12 protein-coding genes are annotated in these 11,960 nt (G+C 65.6%); 1 reads left to right on the forward strand and 11 read right to left on the reverse strand.

Annotation, left to right across the window (positions count from 1 at the left end; genetic code table 11):
- The 3 genes from RHODMAR_RS16620 to RHODMAR_RS16630 all read right to left on the reverse strand — a co-directional run.
- On the reverse strand, positions 1–295 hold a 295-nt coding region (locus tag RHODMAR_RS16620; RefSeq protein ID WP_042939605.1), incomplete at its 3' end, for a transcription antitermination factor NusB.
- Between the two features lies 1 nt (position 296).
- Complete coding sequence (gene efp, locus RHODMAR_RS16625) at positions 297–860, reverse strand: elongation factor P (protein ID WP_008716608.1); 564 nt, start codon at positions 858–860, stop codon at positions 297–299.
- A gap of 77 nt (positions 861–937) precedes the next feature.
- Positions 938–2,092 carry a M24 family metallopeptidase gene (locus RHODMAR_RS16630; protein WP_198289467.1) on the reverse strand — a complete coding sequence of 385 codons (1,155 nt, stop codon included), beginning with the start codon at positions 2,090–2,092 and terminating at the stop codon, positions 938–940.
- 55 nt (positions 2,093–2,147) lie between these two features.
- Here RHODMAR_RS16630 and RHODMAR_RS16635 point away from each other — a divergent pair, with 55 nt between their 5' ends.
- Positions 2,148–2,804, forward strand: a complete 657-nt coding sequence (locus RHODMAR_RS16635) for a B-4DMT family transporter (protein ID WP_008716612.1) — start codon at positions 2,148–2,150, stop codon at positions 2,802–2,804.
- Between the two features lie 103 nt (positions 2,805–2,907).
- Here the strand turns inward: RHODMAR_RS16635 and aroB are convergent, their stop codons facing one another.
- The 8 genes from aroB to alaS form a co-directional block, all read right to left on the reverse strand.
- Positions 2,908–4,020: a 3-dehydroquinate synthase gene (gene aroB, locus RHODMAR_RS16640; RefSeq protein ID WP_008716614.1), complete on the reverse strand. Its 1,113-nt coding sequence runs from the start codon at positions 4,018–4,020 to the stop codon at positions 2,908–2,910.
- A gap of 10 nt (positions 4,021–4,030) precedes the next feature.
- Positions 4,031–4,585 carry a shikimate kinase gene (locus tag RHODMAR_RS16645; RefSeq protein WP_008716615.1) on the reverse strand — a complete coding sequence of 185 codons (555 nt, stop codon included), beginning with the start codon at positions 4,583–4,585 and terminating at the stop codon, positions 4,031–4,033.
- On the reverse strand, positions 4,582–5,769 hold the full coding sequence (gene aroC, locus RHODMAR_RS16650; RefSeq protein ID WP_008716617.1) for a chorismate synthase: 1,188 nt from the start codon (positions 5,767–5,769) through the stop codon (positions 4,582–4,584). The genes RHODMAR_RS16645 and aroC overlap by 4 nt, the downstream gene beginning before the upstream one ends.
- A gap of 12 nt (positions 5,770–5,781) precedes the next feature.
- A complete protein-coding gene (locus RHODMAR_RS16655) occupies positions 5,782–6,354 on the reverse strand; it encodes a prepilin peptidase (protein ID WP_008716620.1) in 573 nt (190 codons plus the stop codon).
- 121 nt (positions 6,355–6,475) lie between these two features.
- Positions 6,476–7,288, reverse strand: a complete 813-nt coding sequence (locus RHODMAR_RS16660; RefSeq protein WP_008716622.1) for a shikimate dehydrogenase — start codon at positions 7,286–7,288, stop codon at positions 6,476–6,478.
- Between the two features lies 1 nt (position 7,289).
- Positions 7,290–8,702: an endolytic transglycosylase MltG gene (locus tag RHODMAR_RS16665; RefSeq protein ID WP_008716624.1), complete on the reverse strand. Its 1,413-nt coding sequence runs from the start codon at positions 8,700–8,702 to the stop codon at positions 7,290–7,292.
- Positions 8,699–9,244: a Holliday junction resolvase RuvX gene (gene ruvX / locus RHODMAR_RS16670; RefSeq protein ID WP_042939607.1), complete on the reverse strand. Its 546-nt coding sequence runs from the start codon at positions 9,242–9,244 to the stop codon at positions 8,699–8,701. Before ruvX ends, RHODMAR_RS16665 begins: the two co-directional genes overlap by 4 nt.
- Positions 9,245–9,252: 8 nt before the next feature.
- Positions 9,253–11,922: an alanine--tRNA ligase gene (alaS, locus tag RHODMAR_RS16675; protein ID WP_008716626.1), complete on the reverse strand. Its 2,670-nt coding sequence runs from the start codon at positions 11,920–11,922 to the stop codon at positions 9,253–9,255.
- Positions 11,923–11,960 lie beyond the last annotated feature (38 nt).

Genomic DNA, 11,960 nt, shown 5'->3' on the forward strand with positions numbered 1-11,960 from the left:
GACGAGTGAGCGTCCAGTCCTTGAGATGATCGGCGATCACTCCGTCGAGTCGATCCAAGTTCTCGGCGACACCCTCGACCAACGTCGAGGTGTATTCGCTGACCGGAGCGATGGTGTCGTCGGCTCGCGCGAGCTCGATGCGCTCGGTGGTCAAGTTCACCGGATCGACGTTGCGCGCCTCCGCCTCGAACAGAAAGTCCACCGCACGCTTACGTGCCTTGTGGCGCGCTCCCAACTTCTTCGCACCGGGGGCACCGCTCTGCGATCCGGAGGATGTCGACTTCTTCGATGACACGTTAGGAGTTCACACGCCCGAGGTAGTTGCCGTCACGCGAGTCGACTTTGAGCTTGTCACCGGTGTTGATGAACAGCGGTACCGAGATCTCGGCTCCCGTCTCGAGGGTCGCCGGCTTGGTGCCGCCGGTGGATCGGTCGCCCTGCAGACCGGGGTCGGTGTGCTTGACCTCGAGCTCGACGGTGACGGGGAGCTCGACGTACAGCGGGACACCCTCGTGCATGGCGACCTGCACCCGCAGGTTTTCCAGCAGGAAGCGCGCACCGTCGCCGACGGTGGCCTCGCCGATCGGGAGCTGGTCGTAGGTGTCGGCGTCCATGAACACGTAGTCGCTACCGTCGTGGTAGAGGTACGTCATGTCGCGACGGTCGACCGTCGCGGTCTCCACCTTCACACCGGCATTGAACGTCTTGTCGACCACCTTGCCCGAGAGAACGTTCTTGAGCTTGGTCCGCACGAATGCGGGCCCTTTACCGGGCTTGACGTGCTGAAATTCGATGATCGACCACAGCTGGTTCTCCAGGTTGAGAACCAGTCCGTTCTTGAAATCGCTGGTGGAAGCCACTTGCTTCGCGTCTCCTCAATCGTTTGTGCGCGTGACGCGCCGTCGGTCACGTGCTTAGATTCGCTCCCGGCCGCGCGCTAGACGGACGTGAGTTCCTTGCTTGTCAGGGTGAGCAGTTCCGGACCCCCGTCGCGAACGACGAGTGTGTCCTCGATCCGAACGCCGCCGCGACCGGAGAAGTAGACACCCGGCTCGACGGTGACCGCTGCACCGCTCAGCAGTGTACCGGTGCTCGTTTTCGCGATTCCCGGCGCTTCGTGGATTTCCAGGCCCACACCGTGACCGAGCCCGTGCAGGAAGTACTCCCCGTAGCCGGCATCCTCGATCACCGAGCGCGATGCCGCATCGACTGCAGCTGTGTTCACTCCCGGTGCGAGCGCCTCTCGACCCGCCGTCTGAGACCGCTGCACCAACTCGTAGAGATCGCGCTGCCACTGCGCCGGCGTACCGATGACGAACGTCCGGGTCATGTCCGAGTGATAGCCGCCGACGAGCGCACCGAAATCGAGCTTCACGAAGTCGCCGTCCGCCAACACCGCGTCCGTAGGACGATGATGCGGAATTGCGGAGTTGGGTCCGGCCGCGACGATGGTCTCGAACGAGATCGCATCGCCGCCGTGATCGAGCATCGAGGACTCCAGCTCGCGGGCCACCTCGCGCTCGGTTCGGCCCGCGCGGATCCCACCGCCGCTCACCAACTGCGCCAAGGCATCGTCGGCGGCGCGGCAGGCGTCCCTGAGCAGCCCGACCTCGAACTCGTCCTTGACCATCCGCAACGACTCCACGACACCCGGCGCACGCACCAACTCGACGCCGCCGTCGAGCTCGGCCCACACTCGATGCGCATCGACGGTGACGACGTGACTCTCGAAACCCACTCGTCCACCGCGGCCCGACGCGCCCGCACGAAGAAGATGCACCGCCGATGCCCGGTCGATCTCGGCACGCAGATCCGGTACCTGTTCCGCCACCTGGGTGACGTACCGACCGTCGGTACAGATCACCGTTCGATCCTCGTTTCCTACCGAATCGGCGGACGTGACAAGCAACGCAGCATTCGAGCCGGTGAAGCCGGTCAGATATCGGACGTTGAGCAGATCGGTGATCAGCATCGAATCGAGGCCATCGGCGGCCAACAGTTCTCGTAGGGCACCGCGACGGGCACCGAAATCGGCAGGCATGTCTTCGACATTACTGCTCGCTCGGGGCAGCTTCGGCTCCGCCGTGCGCATGCGATATTTGTGGGCCCTGACACACAAACGACGACGTGCAGATAGGCTGTGCCGCATGACTGGGTGGGCAGTGCGTGGCATAGGTATGGGATTGTTCTTCTTCGCCGTTCGGCTGCTGCTGGGGGCAGCAGTGTCGATGTGGCCGTTGAGCGGATCGGCGCTGCGCTGGGTGGGATACGCCCTGGTGCTGCTGGTCGTCGTCGTGTGGGCCGGCATCGACGGCGTTCGCGACCGACGCAAACATCCGGACCCCGACGACGGTACGGACCTGACCATGGTCTGGCTCAAAGCTGCAGTGGTCGCTGGACTTCTCAGCGGGGTCCTCAGCTGGATCGCCGACCTCATCGTCGACTTCAGCCTGGGCCAGAACGGCCTGATTTTCGAGCTCACCTCCGCCGCCGCGTTCACCGTCCTCACCATCTTCATCGCCTCGAGCGTGGCAGTGTTCGTGGGTCGATTCATCGTCAACCGCGAGGCCAAGAAGAAGCTGGCCACTTCCGACGCGGAGCGTGCACACGACCGCCAATTGGTCAATGCAGGAAACGCGGAGCGCACCGAGTCGAGCCGAGACGGTCGGACCGCCGAGGCCCAGCCGCAGTGGGCCGCCGAGCACGACGAAGCCGACACCGAGGTGTTCTCGGCAGTCGACGCCGACGGAAAGCCCCGGCTGGACAAGCGTGGCAACCGCCATGACAGCGCCGACGGTTCCTGACTCCCCCGAACGGACATATGGGCGGTGACCGACGCACAACGCGTCGCTCACCGCCCATTTTCGTATCAGCCCGAGCCAGGTCAGCCCGAGCCGGAAGCGAAGCTCACAACAGGATGGCTGATCCGCCTGCAGCAGGGGCCTCGCGACCGACCGCAGAGAACGCGGCAACCAGCAGGGCCGGATCCGGACCTTCGAGCCGTCCGGGTTTGGCCAGACCGTCCAGAACCACGAACCGCAGCAGACCCGCGCGGTTCTTCTTGTCCTTCTGCATGCCCTTGAGCAGGTCTCCGAACGCGTGCTCGTCGTAGGTGACCGGTAAGCCGACCGATTCGAGAATCGAGCGGTGCCGATCAGCGGTGGCGTCGTCCAAACGACCGGCCAGGCGTCCGAGCTCGGCGGCGAACACGAGACCGACCGAGACCGCGGCACCGTGACGCCAGCGGTACTGCTCGCGTCGCTCGATGGCGTGGGCGAGAGTGTGACCGTAATTGAGAATTTCGCGCAGGTTCGACTCGCGCAGATCCGCTGCTACCACCTTCGCCTTGACCTCGACCGAGCGCCGAATCAACTCCGGTAGAACGTCACCGGTCGGGTCGAGCGCGGCGGCGGGATCGGCCTCGATGATGTCCAGAATCGCCGGATCGGAGATGAAACCGGTCTTGATCACCTCGGCGAGCCCGGAGACGATCTCGTTCTTCGGCACGGTCTCGAGGGTGGCCAGATCGATCAACACGGCAGCCGGTTCGTGAAAAGACCCGACGAGGTTCTTGCCCGCGTCGGTGTTGATGCCCGTTTTGCCGCCGACCGCGGCATCGACCATCGCGAGAAGCGTCGTCGGGACGTGCACGATACGGACCCCGCGCATCCACGTCGCCGCCACGAATCCGGCCAAGTCCGTCGCCGCTCCCCCACCCAGGCTGACGATGGCATCGCTACGGGTGAGACCGATTCGACCCAGGACCTCCCAGCAGAACCCCGCCACCGCGAGGTCCTTGCCGTCCTCGGCATCCGGAATCTCGATGCGGTGGGCGTCGATTCCCTTGTCCGCCAGTGCCGCTCGCACAGCCTCGGCGGTCTCTGCCAACGGTGGCTGATGGAAGATCGCCACCGTGGACGTATCGGCCAGCTCGTCGACGAGGTCCGTCAACAGGCCTCGGCCGATGATCACCGGGTACGGATTGGCCGTCTCGACCTGGACGCGCACTGGCTCTGTCATCGAATCACCTTCATCTACTGGGGGTTTCGTCGTTCACGTCGAGGGCGGGCACAGGTGCTATCGCAGCCAGCTTGGCGACCACTTGGCCCACCACCCGAGCGGGGCTACGGCTGTCCGTCCGTACCCGCACGGTGGCCACCGAGCGGTACAGGGGCCGGCGATGACGCATCAGCTCCTGATACTTCGCTCGGGGATCCGGACCTGCCAGCAGCGGCCGAACCGTGTTGGCACCCGTTCGCCGGAGTCCCTCTGCCACACTGATTTCCAGGTACACAACCGTATGCTCCGACAGCAGAGAACGGGTTGCCGCCGACAACACCGCGCCACCGCCGAGAGAGACGATGCCGTGGTGCGAAGCCAACGCCCCGGCTACTATTCGCTCCTCGATCTGCCGAAAAGCAGGCTCGCCGTCATGGGCGAAGATATCGGCGATCGTGCGGCCGGTGTCTCGCTCGATGGCCACATCGGTATCGAACAGATCCAGATTCAAAGCCTGCGCGAGCCGTCGACCGATGGTCGACTTCCCGGCTCCCGGCGGTCCTACCAGGACCGCGTACGGGCTCATCGTGGAGGTCGGGCGGCGGTGCCCTTCACATAGTGGTCGACGTTGCTCGTCGTCTCCGCCAGCGAATCCCCACCGAACTTCTCCAGCGCTGCCTGTGCGACAACCAGGGCCACCATCGTCTCGGCCACGACACCGGCAGCCGGAACAGCGCAGACGTCCGAGCGCTGGTGAATGGCCACCGCCTCGTCACCGGTCGTCATGTCGACCGTTGCCAACGCGCGCGGCACCGTCGAGATGGGCTTCATCGCTGCCCGCACCCGCAACGCTTCACCGTTGGTCATGCCACCCTCGATACCGCCTGCGCGGTTGGTCGAGCGCAGCACACCGTCGGGCCCCGGCTTGATCTCGTCATGGGCGACGCTGCCGCGTCGACGTGCGGTCTCGAAACCGTCACCGACCTCGACACCCTTGATCGCCTGGATCCCCATCAGTGCGGCGGCCAGCCTGGCGTCGAGTTTGCGCTCACCGGAGACGAACGACCCGAGGCCGACAGGCAGGCCGTGCACGACGACCTCGACTACTCCGCCGAGGGTGTCTCCGTCCTTCTTCGCAGCTTCGATCTCGGCGATCATCGACTCTTCGGCGGCCTTGTCGAATGCCCGCACCGGGGAGGCGTCGATCGCGTCGAGGTCGACGCCCGCAGGCGGCGGCCCCACGTAGGGATCGGATGCGCCGATGGAAATCACGTGAGACACGACATCGACGCCGAACGCCTGTTTGAGGAAGAGCCGAGCGACCGTTCCGATGGCAACCCGGGCTGCGGTCTCGCGGGCGCTCGCTCGCTCGAGCACCGGGCGCGCATCGTCGAAGCCGTACTTGAGCATCCCGGAGAAGTCGGCGTGCCCTGGGCGCGGCCGAGTCAACGGAGAGTTCCGCGCCAGGTCGGCGAGCACGGCATCGTCGACCGGATCGGCCGACATCACCTGCTCCCACTTGGGCCATTCGGTATTGCCGACCTCGATCGCGACGGGCCCGCCCATGGTTCGTCCGTGCCGCACACCGCCTGTGAGGGTGACGCGGTCCGCCTCGAACTTCATTCGGGCCCCGCGGCCGTATCCGAGGCGACGACGGGCCAGTTGAGAGGCAATATCGTCGGAGGTCACCTCTACTCCCGCGACCATTCCTTCGAGGATGGCGACGAGAGCGGGTCCGTGGGATTCTCCAGCAGTTATCCAGCGCAGCACACGATCATCTTTTCACGTCAGGCAAGCTGCAGATGCCAGCAGGGTCGCCGCGCACATGGACGGTCCGTGCGCGATACGCGCTCGGCCGTGCCCGAAAGCCGCGGCGACCGACCCCACCACGGCAGTGGCCAGCGGCGCCGACAATGCCGCGATCGCCCACCCCTCCCCACCGCCGAGAGACGCGATCGATCCCACCGACCAGGCGAGCTTCACGTCTCCAGCGCCGAACGCAGCCGGCGCGAGAAGGTGCACCACGAGATACATCACGAACAGCAATGCTCCACCGAGCAAGGAATCCGCACACCCCGTCCACGCCAGCGCCACCGTCACCACCAGCGCACCCGGAATCGTCAGCCCGTTCGGCAACCGGTGCCGACCTAGATCGACCGCACTGAGGGCCGCGAACCACCACGTCGCCGCGCACAACGGAACCGCGTACTCGGAACCGCCGAACCGCCACCACACCCATCCGGTACCGACCGCGGACAGCAGCGGCAGCCACCGAGGGCTCCATTCGACCAGCGCACCACGCATCACCAGCCCCGCAACGCCGCCGACCAGGACCGCTACACACAGACTCAGCATCGACGAAGGGTCGCACCCTCACAGTGCCGGTCCGTGGCGAAGGCCCAGGCCGAACATTGCCCTGTGGACAACTCCCGGCCTGTGAACGACTCACGGCCGGCGGACTACCGGACGGTGGTGCTCACCGAACGTCGGTCAGTGCCGCACGCATGACGGCTCGGGGGGCGGGCTTGCCGGTGAACTGCTCGACTTGCCCGTATGCCTGCTCGAGCAGCATCGACAGGCCACTGACGACAATGCCCCCAGCTGCCTCCACCGCGGACGCCAGCGGCGTAGGCCATGGATCGTAGATGGCGTCGAGCACCACCGGCGCGTGAGCGAGGGCCGGCGCAATGTCGGCGGCTCCGACTGCGGGCACAGTGCTGACCAGGACAGCCGACGCACCTGCGATCGTGGGGAGCCGGGGATCGCTCATGTGCGCGAACTCCACGCGCAGGCCGGCAGCGTCAGCGCAGGCGAGTGTGTCGGCGGCGCGGTCCGCAGAGCGCGCGACGACGGTGACAGCGGCAGCGCCGAGGCCCGCCAATGCAACGACCGCCGGCCGCGAGGTGCCCCCTGCGCCGACCACCGTCACGGTGCTACCCGACAGATCCACCACGCCCACGCCGCGCAGAGCGCCCACGATGCCGTCGACGTCGGTGCAGTCGGCACGCCAACCCGACGCGGTGCGCACGAGCGTGTTCGCCGAGCCGGCCAGCACTGCCCGTTCGGTTCGCTCGTCGGCGTAGGCCAGAGCTACGACTTTCCCCGGCATCGTGACCGACACTCCGACCCATTCGGGACCGAAGCCGTCGAGCATGCCGGGTAGCTGCTCAGCGGTGCACTCGATGCGGTCGTAGGTCCAGTCGGCGAGCCCCAGGGCACGGTACGCAGCGCGGTGCAGCAGCGGTGATTTCGAGTGTCCGACAGGGCTACCCAGTACGGCGGCGCGCACCTCAGCGTCCGCTGTCGAGAAAACCGGGTTCGACCTTCCCGATGTTCGCCAGGTGTTCGTCGTAGCTGCGGGTGAACAATGTTTCACCCGCCTGGTTGATGGTCACGAAGTACAACCAGTCGCCGTCGGCCGGCGCCTCGACCGCCTCCACGGCCTCGATGCTCGGCGAGGAGATCGGGGTTGCCGGCAGCCCCTCGCTGGCGTAGGTGTTCCACGGCGTCACTCGGGCCCGGTCGGCGTCGGTGGTGGCCACCTCGGTCGTGTCGAGCGAGTAGTTGACGGTCGAGTCGAACTCGAGCTTCTGCGGCACTGCGAGACGGTTGAGTATCACCCGAGCCACCTTGCTGAAATCCTGCGGCAGGGATTCACGCTCGACGAGAGAGGCAGCGACGAGCGTGTCGTACGACGACAGCCCGGAAGTGGATCCCGCGGTGAGGATTCCGGTGTCCTCGTAGCGGGTGGCACTCTCGGACACCAGCTGTCGCAAAATGTCGGCGGGGGCGGCACTGGGATCGAAATCCCACGTCCCCGCGGCAATCAGACCTTCGAGTTGGCGATCGCGATCCGGGACCCCCTCGACCCGATCGGTGGCCCAGTCGGGAACGCCCAATGCTGCTGGGTCGTCCACCGCTCCCGCCGCATTGAGATCGTCGTAGCTCACGCATACAGGCGTGCCAGTGCCGCTTCGATCAACGCAGCTGGCCTCGGAGATCAGGGTGTAGATGCCTTTCTTGACGGCATCGGTGTTCACGTCGCGCGCATCGTGCAGCTGACGTCCCTCCGAGATCACCATGTTGCCAACCCTGGATGCGGGATCGACGAGTTCGCTCACTGCTCGCGACGCAGGCACATTGCTGGAGAGCAGGTAGAACCCGGGCTGGACCGACGTGATGGCGCTGTTCAGTATTGCGGCTTCCAGAAAGGCTCCCGAGCTGGCGACGACACCCTTTTCTTCCGCCTCGGTGCCGATTTGTTGCGCGGTGTCGTTGGGGTGCACCTGGATCACTACGCCGTCGCCGGACGAGCCGGCGGCGAAGTCTGCGTTCGGTGTCGTCCGATTGGTCAATTTGTTCACTGCGAAATACCCTCCGCCTGCCACTGCGACGATCAGCACCAGCCCCAGCACCAGAGCCACCATCCTCCCGCGACGTTTACGGCTGGACGCTGCTCGGTTCTGTCGGCTCGCGGCGCGGCTGCGGCCGACCTCCTGCGGAACTGCGCCGCGCTCGGGATCGGGACCCGCGTTGCGTTCGGGTGTCGGATGCGGATCGTGCTGCTGCGGTGGGTGCGTTCGTCCTTGCATTCGGCGGTCGAAATCGCTGCCCTCGTCCACGCGATACCCGATCGGATCGGTGTGCGCCTCGTCCGAGCGCGCCTGCTGCCGGTCCCGATCGGAGGACCCATGGTTGTTCACTCGTCGACCTCCGTCGATCCTGAATTGGTCTGCGACCCCGAATTCGCCACGGTGCGATCCGACACTGCGCGACGCTCGTCGAGCCAGCCCTGCAGGATGGCCACCGCCGCGGCCTGATCGATCACCGATCGTTGATTCTTGGCCCGTACACCACTGTCCCGTAAGGCACGCGACGCGCTAACGGTAGTCAGTCGCTCGTCGGCCATTCGAATCGGTACGTCACCCACCGCTCTGTGCAGGGAACGGCCGAATCTTTCGGCTGCATCGACGGCACTGCCTCGTTCTCCGCGAAGTGTGCGAGGCAGTCCGATCACGATTTCGACGGCGTCGTATTCCGCCACGATCTCCGCTACCCGCATCACGTCCGGGGCCGCCGGACCCTTGAGCTTCGATCGCGGCACGGTCTCGACCGGCGTGGCCAGTACACCGTCGGGATCGCTCGAGGCGATTCCGATGCGGACGCTGCCGACATCTATACCGATACGACGACCTCGGCCCGGGTCGTCGTCGCCGGGCCTATCGGGCCCACGCTCCTGGTTCATCACGCTGGTCAGCGGGTGGTGAGGTCGGCCAGCCGAGCCCGGGCTGCGTCGATGCCGGCGGCGATTCCGGCGATGTCCGAACCCGACCCCTGAGCAAGTTCGGGTTTACCGCCACCGCGGCCACCGATACTCGGACCGAACGCCGCCACGAGGTCGCCGGCAGCGACGCCTGCGTCCTGGGCGGCCTTGTTGGTCGAGACGACGAACGGAACTTTGCCGCCGACCGTGCCGAAGAGCACCACCACAGCCGGATCCGCACCGAGGCGTCCACGAACATCGGTCACCAGCGTGCGCAGATCGTTCCCGCCGACACCGTCCGGAGCTTGCGCAACCACTGCCCGCACGTCGCCGAATCGCTCCGCTTTTCCGACGAACTCACCCGCCGAGGCCAGCACTGCGGCTGCCTTGACCGCGTCGAGTTCTTTCTCCGCGACGCGCAGACGCTCGACCAAGTTCTCGATGCGTGCGGGCACCTCCTCGGAGGGCACCTTGAGCGAGGATGCGATGCCTGCCAGCAGCGCGCGTTCCTTGGCGAGATAGCGGTACGAGTCGAGGCCGACGAACGCCTCCACGCGGCGCACCCCGGAGCCGACCGACGATTCACCGAGAATGGTGACCGGGCCGATCTGCGACGAATGCTGCACGTGGGTGCCACCACACAGTTCCATCGAGAACGGACCGCCGATCTCGACCACGCGCACCTCGTCGCCGTAGTTCTCACCGAACAGGGCCATCGCACCCATTTTCTTGGCGCTGTCGAGATCGGTGACCAGGGTGTTGACCGCAAAGTCCGAGCCGACGGCGTCGTTGGCCACGTTCTCGATGTCGTCACGCTGTGCTTCCGAGAGTGCGCCCTGCCAGGAGAAGTCGAAACGCAGGTAGCCGGGCTTGTTCAGCGAACCGGCCTGAGTCGCGTTGGGCCCGAGGACCTGCCGCAGTGCGGCGTGCACCATGTGGGTACCGGAGTGCCCCTGAGTCGCACCCTTGCGCCATGCGTGGTCGACGTCGACGTGGACGGTGTCGCCCTCGGTGATCTGACCCGTCTCGACCACCGACTTGTGCGTCCAGAGCTTCTTGGCGATCTTCTGCACGTCGTTGACCTTCACGCCGAGGCCGGGAGCGGTGATCGTGCCGATATCTGCGATCTGGCCACCGGATTCGGCGTACAGCGGGCTGCGATCCAGAATGATCTCCACGGTGTCTCCCGCAACCGCCGTCGGAACCCGAACGCCGTTGGAGATCAGTGCCAATACTGTTGCCTCGGAACCGAGTTCGTCGAACCCGGTGAACTCGGTCGGCGAGCCGTCGACGAAATCCTTGTAGACCGTGAGGTCGGCGTGTGCGTGTTTGCGGGCGCGGGCGTCGTCTTTGGCCCGGTTGCGCTGCTCGGCCATCAGTGACCGGAAGCCATCCTCGTCCACCGACAGCCCCGCTTCGGCGGCCATCTCGAGCGTCAGATCGATCGGGAAGCCGTAGGTGTCGTGCAGCGCGAATGCCTCGGCACCGCCGATCTTCTTCGCTCCCGACGCCTTCACGGCGTCCGCTGCGCCCTCGAACAGGCGCGAACCCGAGGTGAGGGTCTTGAGGAAGGCTGTCTCCTCCCCCACCGCAACCGTCAGAATGCGGTCGAAGTCGGTGACCAGGTTCGGGTAGGACTCCGCCATGGTGTCGCGCACGACGGTGATGAACTGCGCCATCGTTTCGTCCGGTGCTCCGAGCAGCCGTGCCGATCGCACGATGCGGCGCAGCAACCGGCGAAGAACATAGCCGCGCCCGTCGTTGCCGGGGTTGACTCCATCGGAGATGAGCAGAGCAGCGGTACGCGCATGATCGGCGATCACACGGAAGCGCACGTCGTCGTCGTGATCGGCTCCGTAGGCGCGGGAGGAGAGTTCCTCGGCCTTGGCGATCACCGGGCGAACGAGGTCGGTCTCGTAGACGTTGTCCACGCCCTGCAACAGGAAGGCGACGCGCTCGACGCCCATGCCGGTGTCGATGTTCCGCTTGGGCAGCGGCCCGAGAATCTCGAAGTCGTCCTTGCTGATTCCCTTGCCGCGCTCGTTCTGCATGAACACGAGATTCCAGATCTCGATGTACCGATCCTCGTCGGCCTCGGGACCTCCGTCGACACCGAACTCGGGTCCACGGTCGTAGTAGATCTCCGAGCACGGTCCGCAGGGGCCCGGGATGCCCATGGACCAGTAGTTGTCGGCCATTCCGCGCCGTTGAATGCGTTCGTCGGGCAGACCGGCGATCTCCTTCCAGAGTTCGATCGCCTCGTCGTCGTCGAGATACGCGGTGGCCCAGATGCGCTCGGGGTCGAATCCGTACCCACCGTCCTCGACACTGTTGGTCAGGAGCGTCCAGGCGTATCGAATGGCATCGCGCTTGAAGTAGTCACCGAACGAGAAGTTGCCGGCCATCTGAAAGAAGGTGTTGTGCCGGGTGGTGATGCCGACGTTCTCGATGTCGAGGGTGCGGACGCACTTCTGAACGCTCGTCGCGGTGTTGTACGGCGGCGTCTGCTGACCGAGGAAGAACGGCACGAAGGGAACCATGCCTGCATTGACGAACAGCAGGTTCGGGTCGTCGAGAATCAACGACGCACTGGGTACTTCGGTGTGTCCTACCTTCACGAAATGGTCGAGGAAACGCCTGCGGATCTCATGGGTCTGCACGAATACAGGTTAGCGTCGTCGGACCCCGCACCGACTCG

The sequence above is a fragment of the Rhodococcus sp. AW25M09 genome (assembly GCF_000333955.1).
In the GTDB taxonomy this organism is placed as follows: domain Bacteria; phylum Actinomycetota; class Actinomycetes; order Mycobacteriales; family Mycobacteriaceae; genus Rhodococcoides.